The sequence below is a fragment of the Lactococcus sp. bn62 genome, assembly GCF_029492705.2.
Lineage (GTDB): Bacteria > Bacillota > Bacilli > Lactobacillales > Streptococcaceae > Lactococcus > Lactococcus petauri.
This window is the reverse complement of record NZ_CP120417.1, coordinates 2119887-2136713: the sequence shown is the minus strand read 5'-3', so window position 1 is coordinate 2136713 and position 16827 is coordinate 2119887. Positions and strand designations below refer to the sequence as shown.

At 40.5% G+C, this 16827-nt stretch carries 11 protein-coding genes, 3 tRNA genes and 3 rRNA genes; 15 read left to right on the top strand and 2 right to left on the bottom strand.

Going from position 1 to position 16827, the window contains the following annotated elements:
- Positions 1-254 precede the first annotated feature (254 nt).
- A complete protein-coding gene (locus P3G65_RS11145) occupies positions 255-1043 on the bottom strand; it encodes a ParB/RepB/Spo0J family partition protein (protein WP_019292465.1) in 789 nt (262 codons plus the stop codon).
- A 317-nt stretch (positions 1044-1360) separates the two neighbouring features.
- Between P3G65_RS11145 and P3G65_RS11140 the strand changes: the two genes are divergently transcribed.
- The 10 genes from P3G65_RS11140 to P3G65_RS11095 all read left to right on the top strand — a co-directional run bounded on the left by P3G65_RS11140 (position 1361) and on the right by P3G65_RS11095 (position 10704).
- A 16S ribosomal RNA gene (locus tag P3G65_RS11140) occupies positions 1361-2909 on the top strand.
- 110 nt (positions 2910-3019) lie between these two features.
- A tRNA-Ala gene (locus P3G65_RS11135) sits at positions 3020-3092 on the top strand.
- A gap of 166 nt (positions 3093-3258) precedes the next feature.
- Positions 3259-6158, top strand: a 23S ribosomal RNA gene (locus tag P3G65_RS11130).
- 84 nt (positions 6159-6242) lie between these two features.
- Positions 6243-6358 (top strand): 5S ribosomal RNA (rrf, locus tag P3G65_RS11125).
- The 16S, 23S and 5S rRNA genes sit together here with 3 tRNA genes alongside, the layout of an rRNA operon.
- A gap of 6 nt (positions 6359-6364) precedes the next feature.
- Positions 6365-6436 (top strand) — tRNA-Glu (locus tag P3G65_RS11120).
- Between the two features lie 38 nt (positions 6437-6474).
- A tRNA-Asn gene (locus P3G65_RS11115) sits at positions 6475-6547 on the top strand.
- Positions 6548-6619: 72 nt separating this feature from the next.
- On the top strand, positions 6620-7564 hold the full coding sequence (locus P3G65_RS11110; RefSeq protein ID WP_019292786.1) for a TIGR01212 family radical SAM protein: 945 nt from the start codon (positions 6620-6622) through the stop codon (positions 7562-7564).
- A complete protein-coding gene (locus P3G65_RS11105) occupies positions 7557-8096 on the top strand; it encodes a class I SAM-dependent methyltransferase (protein WP_019292787.1) in 540 nt (179 codons plus the stop codon). The genes P3G65_RS11110 and P3G65_RS11105 overlap by 8 nt, the downstream gene beginning before the upstream one ends.
- A 281-nt stretch (positions 8097-8377) precedes the next feature.
- On the top strand, positions 8378-9274 hold the full coding sequence (locus tag P3G65_RS11100) for a GRP family sugar transporter (RefSeq protein WP_019292788.1): 897 nt from the start codon (positions 8378-8380) through the stop codon (positions 9272-9274).
- Positions 9275-9315: 41 nt separating this feature from the next.
- The gene (locus P3G65_RS11095) at positions 9316-10704 is read left to right on the top strand and encodes an APC family permease (protein ID WP_019292789.1); all 1389 of its coding nucleotides are present in this window, start codon (positions 9316-9318) and stop codon (positions 10702-10704) included.
- Positions 10705-10733: 29 nt separating this feature from the next.
- On the opposite strand, the gene P3G65_RS11090 is transcribed toward P3G65_RS11095, so the two are convergent.
- Positions 10734-12020, bottom strand: coding sequence for a serine hydrolase (locus P3G65_RS11090; RefSeq protein ID WP_019292790.1), 1287 nt, complete (start codon positions 12018-12020; stop codon positions 10734-10736).
- A 297-nt stretch (positions 12021-12317) separates the two neighbouring features.
- Between P3G65_RS11090 and P3G65_RS11085 the strand changes: the two genes are divergently transcribed.
- The 5 genes from P3G65_RS11085 (at position 12318) to P3G65_RS11065 (ending at position 16671) form a co-directional block, all read left to right on the top strand.
- Complete coding sequence (locus P3G65_RS11085; protein ID WP_019292791.1) at positions 12318-12938, top strand: helix-turn-helix domain-containing protein; 621 nt, start codon at positions 12318-12320, stop codon at positions 12936-12938.
- A 313-nt stretch (positions 12939-13251) separates the two neighbouring features.
- Positions 13252-13665: a 30S ribosomal protein S12 gene (gene rpsL, locus P3G65_RS11080; protein WP_003133552.1), complete on the top strand. Its 414-nt coding sequence runs from the start codon at positions 13252-13254 to the stop codon at positions 13663-13665.
- A 19-nt stretch (positions 13666-13684) separates the two neighbouring features.
- Positions 13685-14152, top strand: coding sequence for a 30S ribosomal protein S7 (gene rpsG, locus P3G65_RS11075; protein WP_003133550.1), 468 nt, complete (start codon positions 13685-13687; stop codon positions 14150-14152).
- Between the two features lie 214 nt (positions 14153-14366).
- Positions 14367-16307, top strand: coding sequence for an OPT/YSL family transporter (locus P3G65_RS11070; RefSeq protein ID WP_003133548.1), 1941 nt, complete (start codon positions 14367-14369; stop codon positions 16305-16307).
- Positions 16300-16671, top strand: coding sequence for a PqqD family protein (locus tag P3G65_RS11065; RefSeq protein ID WP_003133546.1), 372 nt, complete (start codon positions 16300-16302; stop codon positions 16669-16671). The genes P3G65_RS11070 and P3G65_RS11065 overlap by 8 nt, the downstream gene beginning before the upstream one ends.
- Positions 16672-16827: the final 156 nt, after the last annotated feature.

Here is a 16827-nt window from a genome sequence, read left to right as displayed (position 1 = left end):
ATTTTTCCTCTAATATATTAAAATTAAGTAGAACCTATTATATCATGTTGATAACTATTTATCCACCGCTGTTGAAAAAAAATACGATTTTTCCACAGAAGTGGATAACTATCCCCAAAAATGTGGATAATGTGGAAGGATAAAAAGTTTTCCACAGGAGGCGAAGGCTATAACAAGCGTTTCTAAACTTTTCCACAAAAAAGGAAAACAAAATTTTTGTGAATAAATCTTGGGATAAAAAATCCACAGTGAATTCACTGTGGATTTTTTGTGAGTTTATTCAAGAGTTCTTCGAGTTTTTCTAAACTGTCAAAATGCAACTCTAGTTTTCCATTTTGGTGCTTTTCATTATATGAAATTTTATTACTTACACCTAAACATCTTGCAATTTCTTTTTCCTTTTCTTCTATATAAATGCTTTTTTTATTATTCGTTTTTTTAGTGGCAACTTTTTGGTAAATGATATCTTCAAGTTGTCGCACATTAAGTTTTTCCTGAATGACTTTATGAGCTAAGGAAACTTGTTTTTCTTTATTTTCTTCAGCAAGAAGTGTCCGGGCGTGAGCTAAACTAATTTTTTTCTCTTCTAATAGATGAAGTATTTCTTGAGGAAGCTTTAAAATTCTCAAGAGATTTGAAATATAGGAACGAGATTTTCCGAGATGTTGAGCAACTTCATCATGAGTCAATGAGCTTTTTTCTAAAATTTTTTTGATGCTTTCAGCTTCGTCTAATGGACTCATGTCATCACGCTGCAAATTTTCTAAAATAGAGAGCACCATCATATCCTTATCAGAATAAGAACGAATAATCGCTGGTATCTTATCCAGCTTCGCCAGTTTTGATGCACGCAAACGCCGTTCTCCTGCTAGAAGTTCATAGCCAAAAAGATTACTCTTACGAACAATAATGGGTTGAAGAACACCATTAATTTCTATAGAATGTGATAACTCTTTTAACTTATCGTGATCAAAATGTTTGCGGGGTTGATAAGGATTTTTACTAATATCTTCTATATTTAGTAGATAAATTTTTTCTTCCATGAGCTAATAATACCACAAAATGACAAAAACGAGAATAAAACACAAAAAAAATAAGTGATGAAACGTGACAACGGCGGGGTTTTCCGAACGAGTGTAAAAAAAAGGGAGAAAAATCACAGTTTATTCTTGACAGAACAAAGTGAGTTTGATAGAATATAATAGTTGTCGCGAGAGAGCGTATCTCTTACGAGAGCGATAGACCTTTGAAAACTGAATAAAGTAGAATGACTATATGCGAGAAGTTAACTTCTTGTATACCAACTGTCAATTCAATAATGAAAGACAAAACAACAGCCAGTTCATTTGATGAACTAAATTTAAATGAGAGTTTGATCCTGGCTCAGGACGAACGCTGGCGGCGTGCCTAATACATGCAAGTCGAGCGATGATTAAAGATAGCTTGCTATTTTTATGAAGAGCGGCGAACGGGTGAGTAACGCGTGGGAAATCTGCCGAGTAGCGGGGGACAACGTTTGGAAACGAACGCTAATACCGCATAACAATGAGAATCGCATGATTCTTATTTGAAAGAAGCAATTGCTTCACTACTTGATGATCCCGCGTTGTATTAGCTAGTTGGTAGTGTAAAGGACTACCAAGGCGATGATACATAGCCGACCTGAGAGGGTGATCGGCCACACTGGGACTGAGACACGGCCCAGACTCCTACGGGAGGCAGCAGTAGGGAATCTTCGGCAATGGGGGCAACCCTGACCGAGCAACGCCGCGTGAGTGAAGAAGGTTTTCGGATCGTAAAACTCTGTTGTTAGAGAAGAACGTTAAGTAGAGTGGAAAATTACTTAAGTGACGGTATCTAACCAGAAAGGGACGGCTAACTACGTGCCAGCAGCCGCGGTAATACGTAGGTCCCAAGCGTTGTCCGGATTTATTGGGCGTAAAGCGAGCGCAGGTGGTTTCTTAAGTCTGATGTAAAAGGCAGTGGCTCAACCATTGTGTGCATTGGAAACTGGGAGACTTGAGTGCAGGAGAGGAGAGTGGAATTCCATGTGTAGCGGTGAAATGCGTAGATATATGGAGGAACACCGGAGGCGAAAGCGGCTCTCTGGCCTGTAACTGACACTGAGGCTCGAAAGCGTGGGGAGCAAACAGGATTAGATACCCTGGTAGTCCACGCCGTAAACGATGAGTGCTAGCTGTAGGGAGCTATAAGTTCTCTGTAGCGCAGCTAACGCATTAAGCACTCCGCCTGGGGAGTACGACCGCAAGGTTGAAACTCAAAGGAATTGACGGGGGCCCGCACAAGCGGTGGAGCATGTGGTTTAATTCGAAGCAACGCGAAGAACCTTACCAGGTCTTGACATACTCGTGCTATCCTTAGAGATAAGGAGTTCCTTCGGGACACGGGATACAGGTGGTGCATGGTTGTCGTCAGCTCGTGTCGTGAGATGTTGGGTTAAGTCCCGCAACGAGCGCAACCCTTATTACTAGTTGCCATCATTAAGTTGGGCACTCTAGTGAGACTGCCGGTGATAAACCGGAGGAAGGTGGGGATGACGTCAAATCATCATGCCCCTTATGACCTGGGCTACACACGTGCTACAATGGATGGTACAACGAGTCGCCAACCCGCGAGGGTGCGCTAATCTCTTAAAACCATTCTCAGTTCGGATTGCAGGCTGCAACTCGCCTGCATGAAGTCGGAATCGCTAGTAATCGCGGATCAGCACGCCGCGGTGAATACGTTCCCGGGCCTTGTACACACCGCCCGTCACACCACGGAAGTTGGGAGTACCCAAAGTAGGTTGCCTAACCGCAAGGAGGGCGCTTCCTAAGGTAAGACCGATGACTGGGGTGAAGTCGTAACAAGGTAGCCGTATCGGAAGGTGCGGCTGGATCACCTCCTTTCTAAGGAATATAAAAAAAGATGTTGTTCTACTTTATTCAGTTTTGAGGGGTCTATAAAGACCAAACAAGCAGTCTTTTGATGCAAGATAGAGAAGATTGCGTTGAGAGAAGGGGCCTTAGCTCAGCTGGGAGAGCGCCTGCTTTGCACGCAGGAGGTCAGCGGTTCGATCCCGCTAGGCTCCATAAGATACGACAGTATCTTGTCAACGAAGACGTTAAAATAGGAATTGATCATTGAAAACTAAATAACAATATCTTATAACGATAAATAAACCGAGAAATGGTAAAACATTTCTGTAAAGCTGCGAATTATTTTAAATAGTTCGAAAAAACTTATACTTGTTTTAATGGCAAAGTTAATAAGGGCGCACGGTGGATGCCTTGGCATTAAGAGCCGAAGAAGGACGTGACTAACGACGATATTCTAGGGGGAGCAGTAAGTACGCATTGATCCCTAGGTCTCCGAATGGGGAAACCCACTATGTTATGCATAGTATCCGTAAGTGAATACATAGCTTACGAGAAGGTAACGCAGAGAACTGAAACATCTAAGTACCTGCAGGAAGAGAAAGTAAAAACGATTTCCTAAGTAGCGGCGAGCGAACGGGAAACAGGCCAAACCAAGAAGCTTGCTTCTTGGGGTTGTAGGACTGCAACGTGGACTTAAAGTCTATAGAAGAATTACCTGGGAAGGTAAGCCAAAGAGAGTAATAGCCTCGTATTTGAAATAGACTTTATACCTAGCAGTATCCTGAGTAGGGCTGGACACGCGAAATCCAGTTTGAATCCGGGAGGACCATCTCCCAAGCCTAAATACTCCTTAATGACCGATAGTGAACCAGTACCGTGAGGGAAAGGTGAAAAGAACCCCGGGAGGGGAGTGAAATAGCACCTGAAACCGTGTGCCTACAAGAAGTTCGAGCCCGTCAATGGGTGAGAGCGTGCCTTTTGTAGAATGAACCGGCGAGTTACGTTATGATGCGAGGTTAAGCTGAAGAGGCGGAGCCGTAGCGAAAGCGAGTCTGAATAGGGCGCTTTAGTATCATGATGTAGACCCGAAACCTAGTGACCTATCCATGAGCAGGTTGAAGGTGCGGTAAGACGCACTGGAGGACCGAACCAGGACACGTTGAAAAGTGTTTGGATGACTTGTGGATAGCGGAGAAATTCCAAACGAACTGGGAGATAGCTGGTTCTCTCCGAAATAGCTTTAGGGCTAGCGTCGCAATTTAAGTGTATTGGAGGTAGAGCACTGTTTGGATGAGGGGCCCATCTCGGGTTACCAATTTCAGATAAACTCCGAATGCTAATACACATGTGCGGCAGTCAGACTGCGAGTGCTAAGATCCGTAGTCGAAAGGGAAACAGCCCAGACCACCAGCTAAGGTCCCAAAATATATGTTAAGTGGAAAAGGATGTGGGGTTGCACAGACAACTAGGATGTTAGCTCAGAAGCAGCTATCATTCAAAGAGTGCGTAATAGCTCACTAGTCGAGTGACCCTGCGCCGAAAATGTACCGGGGCTAAACATATTACCGAAGCTGTGGATTTAATATTAATTAAATGGTAGGAGAGCGTTGTAATCAGCGATGAAGGTATACCGTGAGGGGTGCTGGAGCGATTACAAGTGAGAATGCCGGTATGAGTAGCGCAAGATAAGTGAGAATCTTATCCACCGTAAGACTAAGGTTTCCAGGGGAAGGCTCGTCCGCCCTGGGTTAGTCGGGACCTAAGGCGAGGCCGAAAGGCGTAGTCGATGGACAACAGGTTGATATTCCTGTACTAGTATTGTTAGTGATGGAGGGACGCAGTAGGCTAAAGGGAGCCAGTTAATGGATTCTGGTCTAAGCAGTGAGGTGTGGAATGTGTCAAATGCATTTTCCTTTAACATTGAGCTGTGATGGGGAAGCAACTACGGTTGCGAAGCCCTTGATGTCACACTGCCAAGAAAATCTTCTAGCGTTTAATTCAATACTACCCGTACCGCAAACCGACACAGGTAGTCGAGGCGAGTAGCCTCAGGTGATCGAGAGAACTCTCGTTAAGGAACTCGGCAAAATGACCCCGTAACTTCGGGAGAAGGGGTGCTGTAGAAATACAGCCGCAGTGAAAAGATCCAAGCAACTGTTTATCAAAAACACAGCTCTCTGCTAAACCGCAAGGTGATGTATAGGGGGTGACGCCTGCCCGGTGCTGGAAGGTTAAGAGGAGGGGTTAGCTTAGGCGAAGCTCTGAATTGAAGCCCCAGTAAACGGCGGCCGTAACTATAACGGTCCTAAGGTAGCGAAATTCCTTGTCGGGTAAGTTCCGACCCGCACGAAAGGCGTAATGATTTGGATACTGTCTCAACGAGAGACTCGGTGAAATTTTAGTACCTGTGAAGATGCAGGTTACCCGCGACAGGACGGAAAGACCCCATGGAGCTTTACTGCAGATTGATATTGAGTACCTGTGAAGCATGTACAGGATAGGTAGGAGACTTTGACCTTGGGACGCTAGTTTCAAGTGAGTCGCTGTTGGGATACTACCCTTGCTTCATGGTTGCTCTAACCCACACGCATAATCGGCGTGGGAGACAGTGTCTGTCGGGCAGTTTGACTGGGGCGGTCGCCTCCTAAAGAGTAACGGAGGCGCCCAAAGGTTCCCTCAACATGGTTGGAAATCATGTGTAGAGTGTAAAGGTATAAGGGAGCTTGACTGCGAGAGCTACAACTCGAGCAGGTAGGAAACTAGGGCTTAGTGATCCGGTGGTACCGCATGGAAGGGCCATCGCTCAACGGATAAAAGCTACCCTGGGGATAACAGGCTTATCTCCCCCAAGAGTTCACATCGACGGGGAGGTTTGGCACCTCGATGTCGGCTCGTCGCATCCTGGGGCTGTAGTCGGTCCCAAGGGTTGGGCTGTTCGCCCATTAAAGCGGCACGCGAGCTGGGTTCAGAACGTCGTGAGACAGTTCGGTCCCTATCCGTCGCGGGCGTAGGAAATTTGAGAGGATCTGCCCTTAGTACGAGAGGACCGGGGTGGACTTACCGCTGGTGTACCAGTTGTTCCGCCAGGAGCACCGCTGGGTAGCTATGTAGGGAAGGGATAAGCGCTGAAAGCATCTAAGTGCGAAGCCCACCTCAAGATGAGATTTCCCATTCTTTATGAATTAAGAGCCCTGAGAGATGATCAGGTTGATAGGCTGGAAGTGGAAGTCCTGCGAGGGATGGAGCGGACCAGTACTAATAGCTCGAGGACTTTACCAAGTAATAGAACATATGAGTTCAGCTTTACTTATTTATCAAGAGATTGTTATTTAGTTTTGAGTGTTCAATACATTCAGACCATGATTTGGTATTCATTGCATAGGAGATACACCTGTTCCCATGTCGAACACAGAAGTTAAGTCCTATTACGCCGGAAGTAGTTGGGGGTTGCCCCCTGCGAGATAGGGTAAATACCAAGTTTATATGGTCCGTTGGTCAAGGGGTTAAGACACCGCCTTTTCACGGCGGTAACACGGGTTCGAATCCCGTACGGACTATATTCTCAAATCCCGATTTATGATCGGGTTTTGTTTTATGCGGATTAGCTCAGTTGGTAGAGCGCACGACTGTTAATCGTGTTGTCGTCGGTTCGAGCCCGACATCCGCAGTCAAGTAGATCAGCCTGTGGCTGTTTTTTTTTGTTGTGTTATAATAGTAGATACTGAAGGAAGTAATATATTATGCAAAAACGCTATACCACATGGAACGAATATTTAAGAGGGACTTTTGGAGAAAAAATTTTTAAGGTTCCCATTGATGCTGGTTTTGATTGTCCCAATCGGGATGGGACTGTTGCACATGGCGGCTGTACATTTTGTACCGTATCTGGTTCTGGTGATTTGATATTAGAGCCTGATGCACCAATTGCAGAGCAATTTCGTGTGGAAGTTGAGGCTTTTCATAAAAAATGGCCTGGTGTAAAAAAATATATCGCCTACTTTCAAAACTTTACCAATACTCACGCTCCAGTTGAGGTTTTACGTGAACGTTTCGAAGAGGCTGTGAACCAGCCGGATGTTGTGGGTATATCTATCGGAACACGACCTGATTGTCTTCCACCAGATGTGGTTGATTATCTGGCGGAACTTAATACGCGTATGGAAGTTTGGATTGACTTAGGTCTTCAAACAACATTTGAAAAGACAAGTGATTTAATTAACAGAGCACATGATTACCAAACTTATACGGATGCCGTAGCTCGTTTACGTGAGCATAATATTAATGTTTGTGTCCATTTGATCAATGGATTACCTGGTGAAAGCCATGAAATGATGTTAGAAAATGTACGCCGCATGATTTTAGATTCGGATATTCAGGGTGTCAAACTTCATTTACTGCATTTAATGAAAAATACGCGAATGCAACGTGATTACCATGATGGACGTTTACAACTCTTGTCTCAAGAAGAATATGTAAAGATTATCTGTGATCAGCTAGAGATGATACCTAAAGAAATTGTTATTCATCGGCTCACCGGGGATGCACCCCGTGAGGCTTTGATTGGTCCGATGTGGTCTTTAAATAAGTGGGAAGTCTTGAATGCGATTGATCGTGAAATGGAGCGACGTGGCTCTGTTCAAGGCTGTAAAAATATTAGAAAAGTGGAGTCAATTACCTATGCTTAGACCAATTGAGATGGCACATCAGATGTTATCTAAAACAATTAAGTCTGGTGATGTGGTCGTTGATGCGACCATGGGGAATGGTTGGGATACAGCTTTTCTTGCAGGTTTGACGGATAAGGTATATGCCTTTGATGTGCAAAAGGAAGCCTTAGTTTCAACCCAAGCTTTATTGCAAGAAAAAAAACTAGAAGCCAAGTTAATCTTAGATGGCCATGAGAGTATTGATAAATATGTCAAGGATTCTGTAAAAGCTGCTATTTTTAACTTAGGTTATTTGCCTCGGGCAGATAAATCGGTTATTACACAGCCCAGTACGACTTTAAGAGCTTTAGACATCCTAAAAGAAAAACTTCTACCTCATGGGCAGATTATGCTTGTTGTTTATTACGGACACGAAGGTGGTCAAAGTGAAAAAAATGCTGTTCTTGCTTGGGCAAGTGAGCTTCCCCAAGCACAATGGCATGTGATGAAATATGAGCCTCTGAACCAGATCCATACACCACCTTTTTTGATTTGTATTGAAAAGCGATAAAACACGTATTTGCGTGTTTTATTTTTTTTCGATTCTTTATTTTGTTAGAATGAAAGTGTGATAAAAATGAGTCAAAAATAAACTTTTAAAAGAATGGAAGAGTAGTTAGAACTTTCCATCAATACTTTAAGGCTTAAAAGACTAGCTATTAATACTCATTTAAAATAGTAGGTTAAAAAGTGCATCAAATTAAAAAATAGATAAGAAGAATGCATTGTTATTTATGTATAATAATGTTAAAATAAGAAGATTTTTAGTTAATATTTATTTTGGAGGCTGAAATGGAAGGAATTTTACTCGCTCTCGTCCCAATGTTCGCATGGGGATCCATTGGTTTTGTATCAAATAAAATCGGTGGAACAGCAAAACAACAAACTTTGGGGATGACTTTTGGAGCCTTTGTCTTTGCTCTGATAGTATTTCTTATCCGTCAACCTCAATTAAGTTTTCCTATTTTTCTTATTGGTTTTATTGGTGGCTTTATTTGGGCAATTGGTCAAAGTGGACAGTTTCACTCTATGAAATATCTCGGTGTATCCGTAGCTGGTCCTTTATCTGCGGGGTCCCAACTCGTTTTGGCAGCACTAATCGGTGTCTTCATTTTCCATGAGTGGACCCAAAATATTCAATATACATTAGGGTTTATTGCCATTTTAGCTTTAATCGTTGGTTTCTATTTTTCTGCAAAAAGAGATCCTGAAAATACCATTGCTGTAGAAAAACATCACTATGTTAGAGGTTTGATTTGTTTAGCTTACTCGACTTTAGCTTATGTATCTTATGTGATTTTGTTTAATAATTTATCCGCTCTGTGGTTCAATATTCATTTTGATACATTAACAATTATTTTTCCAATGTCAATCGGAATGGTTGTAGGTGCTTTTGTTCTTTCTGGTGGTGATATAAAAATGGAAGCAGTTGTTTTTAAAAATATTTTTGTTGGACTAATGTGGGGCGTGGGTAATGTTTTTATGTTACTCGCAGCTTCACTGGCAGGGAATGCTATTGCTTTTTCCTTCTCCCAATTAGGAGTAATCATTTCAACAATTGGAGGTATTCTCTTTTTAGGCGAGAAAAAAACAAAAAAGGAGTTAGCCTACATTACTATAGGTACAGTATTGTTTATTATTGGAGCAATCTTACTTGCTATTGTCAAAGCAAAAGGTATCAATAATTGATGTGCTGAAGAAATGTAAAAATATGATGATAGAGGAGTGATATGAACATTTTTCGTAAAAGAGTAGTTCAAGAAAAAAGTGAAATGAAACGTACTCTTAATTCGATGGACTTAACTTTATTAGGTCTAGGATCAATGGTGGGAGCAGGTATTTTTACTTTTACTGGTGTTGGTGTAGCCCTGATTGCTGGGCCTTCGCTTATTATATCCATTATTATTGCAGGGATTGCTGTAGGGTTGTCAGCTCTAATCTTTGCTGAGTTTGCTTCACGTGTACCAAGCCGAGGTGGGCCTTATGGCTACATTTATGCTGTTTTTGGAGAATTTCCTGCTTGGATCGTAGGCTGGCTTTTGGCAATTGAATTTTTTACAACAATTGCAATCGTTGCAAAGTCATGGAGTGGTTATTTCAAAGGCTTGCTGCATTTGCAACTTCCTTCCAGATTTGAAGGCTCATTTGGCCATACTTCAGGTTTTTCTATTGATTTAATTCCAATGTTGGTAGTGGCTGCCATAACGGTGATGATTTTCTTAAACACCCGAACAGTGTCACATTTGAATAATACTCTCGTTGTTTTAAAATTTTCAGCATTAATTGTTTTTGCTATTGTTGGTCTTTTTTATCTGGAACCTGCAAATTGGTCTAACTTTGCACCTTTTGGCTTGGGTTCCTTAATCGGTGGTCAATCGGGTATCTTACCAGGTGCTTCGATGCTCTTTATTGCCTTTATTGGTTACGAAACAGTGTCGACAGCGGTAGATGAGGCTGAAAATCCCCGTCGAAATATTCCTTATGGCGTAATTAGTTCACTTTTTGTTGCTGTAGTCTTTTATATTATTGTGACATTGGTGCTTACAGGAACAGTGCCTTATTATAAGCTAAATGTCACAAACTCTATTGCATTTGCTCTTGCTTATCTTGGAGTTGAGTGGGCAGCGACTTATATTTCTATTATAGCGGTGATTACTTTGCTCAGTGTTGCTCTCACCATGTCCTATGCCTTATCACGCTTACTTTACTCTATGAGTCGTGATGGGCTTTTACCTCCAAAGCTCAGTAAAATTTCAGCTAAGCACCAAACACCAATTAATGCTACACTCGTTATTGGAGGTACTTCAATGTTGATAGCTGGCTTTGTTCCTATGTCTTATCTCAGTCAGTTTTTGAGCTTATCTACATTGTTATATCTGATTGTATTAGCTCTTGGTTTGTTAAAGCTTCGTAAGGAACAAGGGTTGCCACAACCTCATGAGTTTAAAACTCCACTAGTACCTTTGATTCCTATCTTATCAATTATTGTCAATGGCTTTTTAATCGTCCACTATCATACCCAAATATGGCTTTTTCTTCTAATTTTACTTATGTTTGCAGCTGGTTTCTACTTTGTTTACAGTTATCGTCATTCTAAACTAGAAAATTCTATAAAATAAAAAACTTTCTTGTACAAGAAAGTTTTTTATTAGAGTTTTTCGTTTACAAAACGGACGAATTTATTCCACATCACGACAAAGACATTTGCACGTTCCACATCTGTCTTAGCTGTAAGAGGAAAATGATAACCTGAAAAACCTGGGAGATAGCCGAGCTTATCTTTTTGTGTAGCTGTAGCCTGAACTAACTCTTCTCCTTTTTTGATGGGAGCCTCGATATTTGTTTTAGGATCGCGATCAAAGGTAATTTCAATTGCATTTATGTCGGCTGTACCATTTTTTAAGGGGACTACAGCGGAGAAGTTATCTTTAGCTATAAGATCAATACTGTTTTTCTTTCCGTCTCGTACAGGAAGTCTAGCGAAATCGCTGAGTTGCTCATCCTTACTAATAATATCTGCATTTGTCCAAGAAGCATAAACTTGGTTCATAAGATCATTAGTGAGTGTAAAAGGTGTTGAATTATCTACAGAAGGGTCTTTAGCTTCTAAAATAACCGTAATAATACGGAACCCATTTTGAACTGTTGTAGCAGCAAAGCAGTCGACATAAAATGAAGTTGAACCAGTTTTAAGGCCATCTACACCGGCACGTGTTGTTGTAAACCCAGGCAACATTTGATTAGTATTTGCTAAAGTAGTTTCAGATTGACCTCCCTTATCAAATGGAAGTTCTGTTTTTTCGGTGATTTTCAATATTTCGGGATAATCTTTGAGGAGATGTGTACACATGATGGCAACATCTTGAGCACTCATTGTATTGGCATCATTTTCAGTAGATCCTGGATAAATATTTTCACCGAGCTCGCTGTTTGGGAGGCCAGAAGAAGTATAAAGCTCAGCATCTGTAATGCCCCATTCTTTCAATTGAGCCATCATCATATCAACAAATTTCGGTTCCGAACCAGCAATTTTTTCTGCCAAGGCTATAGCAGCGGAGTTAGCTGAGGGTAAAAGCAAGGCATTAAGTAAATCTTTAACCGTGACTTCAGTTCCCTCAGCAAGTGGGATATTACTTGCGTTGCTGTTCATTGTTAAATTATAAGCATAGTCAGAAATAGGTACTTTTGTATCCCAAGCAATTTTTTTCTCATCGACACTCTTATAAACCAAGTAGGCCGTTAAAAGTTTAGTGATTGAAGCAATGCGCGTGCTTGAATCCGTTGCATTTTGGCTATAAAGGATTTTGCCACTGCTTGCATCTACGGCGATAGAAGATTTTGCTGCCACAGAAAAATCCTCAGCTTGAGCATTTATAGTAGCCAAAGGAGAGAATAAAAGCAGTAAGGAGAGGAAAGTGATTACGATTTTTTTCATGTTTCTATTTTATCATACCAGCGAAATAAGGTCTAATGTATTTCAAAAATAATATGTGTTAAACTCACACTAATAGATGCTTCAACAGCGAGTCAATGGTTTCACGTAAAACATTTCTTCTCTTTTAGGAAAATCTATGCAAATATTTATTATTTTACAGAAGTAAATGAAGTTTACAGTATCGGTAAACTTCATTTACAATAGCTCTTTTTACCCTCTTAGATAGGCATGCAAGAAATATTTGCTAGACATTCTATTCTTTTTAATATATCATGATGGGGCATGAAAGGAGTAAAGATGAATTTAGCCACTATTTTAGTAGAGGAACGGAAGAAAAAAGGAGAAACGCAACAAAAAGTTGCTGATACACTCTATATCTCAAGACAATCCCTTTCCAACTGGGAGAACGGGAAAAACTTTCCAGATGTTCCGATGCTGATAGAACTAAGTAATTATTATGATTTTTCACTTGATATTATTAAAGGAGACCCGCAGTTTATGAAGAAAGTTAAGAAGGATTATGAGTTAATCAATACGAAGAAAGCGAACAAGAAGTACTCAATACTATTGATTATATTGACCAGCCTTATCCTCCTCTTATCATTATTACTCATTCCTTTATCTCAGAACAACGTAACTTTACTAAATGGTATTACAATAATTATCTTCCTCCTCTGCATTCTCCTTTTACATGTGACTGTAAGCTTTAATAAACTTGCTTATCAGCATTATAAAGGAATAATGGGTTCTCCCCTTTGGGTGCCAAAAGTATTCGGTTATGGCCTCAGTATTAATCCCTATAATAAGATAGGGCGTATACTGACTATTGTTCTCGTAATTTTTTTAGATTTTTTATTTGTTGCCCTAATTATCGCTATTTTATTTTTCGGTTATCCTGCTACATCATTTATTCATTAACCCAGATATGAGGCAATTAAGCGCGCGTGTCAGTATAGAAAATGCAAAAAAATTTGTAAAGAAATACTTTTCTCTAATAATATGCAAAATAAAGTTGACAGAGTGTTGAAATTTTGATATGATATTAAACGGTACTTTTTATATTTGGTCCTAATAAGGAGAACTTGTATAAGTTGCCAAACTTCTTGTCAGAACTTGGATTAAGCGACCATATACTGACATTCCAACTTTATAAAAAAACAGAAAGGATTGTTTATTCGTTTTATTTCGCTTTGCGGTTCTCCGTAAATAAAAGGGATAAGCAGACAGAAAAATGCCTACTATTAACCAATTGGTGCGTAAAGGTCGTCACTCTAAAGTGGAAAAATCTAACTCACCTGCATTGAACATCGGCTATAACAGTCGTAAAAAACTCCAAACTAAAGTAGCAAGCCCACAAAAACGTGGTGTTGCAACTCGTGTTGGAACAATGACTCCGAAAAAACCTAACTCAGCGCTCCGTAAATTCGCTCGTGTACGTTTGTCTAACCTTATCGAGGTTACAGCATACATCCCAGGTATCGGTCACAACTTGCAAGAACACAGCGTTGTACTTCTTCGTGGTGGTCGTGTAAAAGACTTGCCAGGGGTACGTTACCACATCGTTCGTGGTGCACTCGATACAGCTGGTGTAACAGATCGTAAACAAAGCCGTTCTAAATACGGTACTAAAAAACCAAAAGCGTAATTGAAAGGAGATAAGAAGAATGCGTAAAAATCGTGCCCCAAAACGTGAAGTTTTGGCAGATCCAATGTACAACTCAGTAGTAGTAACACGTCTTATCAACCGCGTTATGCTTGATGGTAAACGTGGCGTTTCTACAAATATCGTTTACGGAGCTTTCAAACAAATTGAAGAAGCTACTGGAAACAACCCACTTGAAGTTTTCGAAACAGCTATGGAAAATATCATGCCTGTTCTTGAAGTTCGCGCTCGTCGTGTTGGTGGTTCTAACTATCAAGTCCCAGTTGAAGTTCGTCCAGAACGTCGTACAACTCTCGGACTCCGTTGGTTGGTAACAATCGCTCGTAACCGTGGTGAACACACTATGCAAGACCGTCTTGCAAAAGAAATTCTTGATGCTGCAAACAACACAGGTGCTGCAGTTAAGAAACGTGAAGACACACACAAAATGGCAGAAGCAAACCGTGCGTTCGCTCACTTCCGTTGGTAAGAAGATGACCCTTGGTCATTATTCTAGAAAAAGCTTGACTTTATGGTCAAGTTTTTTTATTTTCAAAGATAAGAAAATAAAAAAATATACACATTTACATAACAAAAATATGAGAAAAAAGCTACAAAAAACACTTAAACACCTTGCAGATTTGATGAATTTGTAGTAAAATAAGGCGAAAACACTTTCAAACTTAAGGAGTATATTACACAATATGAAAAAATTGTCTAAAACCGCCTATGGCGGTGTCGCAGGGAAAGATTACCTCCCTTATGAAGATGGACGCAAAAAGAGTGCTGGCAACCCAGTTGTAATTGTTATTGGTATTATTTTGGCCATTCTTTTCGCAGCATCTACTGCCTATTCAGGAATGCGTGCTGGTTTAACAGTAGCTGCAGGTATCCCAGGGGCTATTCTTGGTTCAGGACTCTTGTCAATTTTTATCCGTAAAAATAACTTCCTGATGAAGAATATCCTCCAGTCAATGGCAACTGGTGGTGAGTCAATTGCCTCAGGTCTTATCTTTGTCTTACCAGCAGTTATCCTTATCGGACAACAAGTCTCTTTCTTTGAAGGTGTAATTGTTGGTGTTTCTGCGGTTCTTGTATCTCTTGGTATTTTGTCATTTGTTCAAGACTATCTCTTAGTTGAAGAACATGGCACACTTGTTTATCCCGAAGCAATGGCAATTTCGGAAACGCTTGTTGCTTCTTCAACAGGTGGTAACTCACTTAAATACATGGGTATCGGTTTCGGTGTTGGTGGTCTTATTACTGCATTCACTTCAGCAGTTTTTGGTGTTGTGAACAACGTTGTAAGCTATACAAACGAAACATTCTATAAATGGAAACTTGAAATTGAAGTAAATCCAATGCTTGCTGCCATCGGCTTTATTGTTGGGCTTGAGGTTGCAGTAATGATGTTTGCTGGTTCAATCCTTGCTAACTTTGGTATCGCTCCATTGATTGGTTACTTCTCAGAAATGGCTGGAAACGGTCATCATGTTTGGAATGACCCATCTACTCCAATCCAAGCTATGAATTTTGCCGCAATCTCTGGATCATATGTTAAATACATTGGTGCGGGGATGATGATTTCAGGTGGTATGATTGGGGCAATTCGTCTTATCCCAACAATCATTAACTCTGTTAAAGCAACACTCGATGGACGTAAAAATGCCGAAGCTGGAGAACGTGATTCACTTGGTATCTTTGCTATCCTTATTGGTATTGTTGCAACATTTGTTGTTGGCTTCATTATCTCTGGTGGGAACATAGCCATGACTTTCCTTGCTGGTATTCTTTCAATCGTTCTTTCAATGTTATTCATCATCGTTGCAGGACGCTTGACAGGTACAATCGGTACATCTAACTTGCCAGTATCTGGTATGACAATTGCCTCTCTTGTTATCCTGACTCTTGTTTTCTTGACAATGGGTTGGACATCAAGTGCAGACCTTAAATCACTCTTGCTCTTCGGTACCTTCATCGTTGTAGCGATTTCAGTAGCTGGTGGTTATACACAAGCTCAAAAAGTTACTTTCATCACTGGTGGTAATAAATATGAAGTACGTCGTTTCTTCCTTGTTGCTGCTGTTCTTGGTGTTGTAGTGGTAACAGGTGTTATCGTATTACTTCGTGATCAATTAGCTTTAACGGGTGATGCAGCTCAGTTCGCCTTACCACAAGCAAACTTGATGGCAACTTTGACTGATGGTATCATCGGTGGAGAACTTCCATGGCATATGATTATTGCTGGTATCGTGTTTGGTATTATCCTTTACATGATTAAAGTTCCAGTTATGACATTTGCGATTGGTTTCTACCTTCCAATTTCAACAACGTCAATTATTCTTATTGGTGCTTTAGTTCGTATTTTGGTGGAAGTTCTTGGTAAAAAAGATACAGAAGCTGTTCAAGAAGAACGTATGTCATCAGGTGTCTCTTTATCGTCAGGTTTAGTTGCCGGTGCATCAATTATTGGTTTGTTGGGTATTATCCTTCAAGTTTCAGGAGTCGTAACTCCAGGAACACCTACGGGATTTGTAGGTTCTAACGCCATGGCTTGGGTACTCATGGTTATCTTAATCATTGCGATTGTAGCACCATTGATGTCAATCAAGAAAGCTCCGGCTGCCGAGAAGTCAGATGAGTAATAAAAAGAAAAAAGATGATATTTCAGATGAAAATCTGAATATGATTTTCCGGAAAAAAGATAAAGTGTTATTTGAATGGCACGAAGGTCGGATTCGGATTTATAAAGATCAAAAACATTGGACACAAAATCTTATGCGTAAGATGGGGGCGAAAATACCTCAACGTACGTACATGTCTTTGGATGAATATGGTACACTTGTTTTTAGCATGATCGATGGTAAAACAACTGTAAAGGAAATAGGAGAAGCACTAAGTGCACAGCACGAGGAAGCCTCTCAACAACTCTATGAGCGTCTTTTCCTGTACCTTAATCATTTAGAATCTGTCGAAAGATGGATTGAGATTGTTGAAAAAGGGGAATAGTCTCCTTTTTCTTTTTTTGATAAAAATTTTTCATGAAGAAGAAGTAAGTCTTTTTGAAAAAAGCTTAAATTTTATTTAAAAATAGTTGAAAGATAAAAATAGAACTATAAAAACCTTTATTATTATGATATAATGGGGTGTAAAACTAAAAATTAA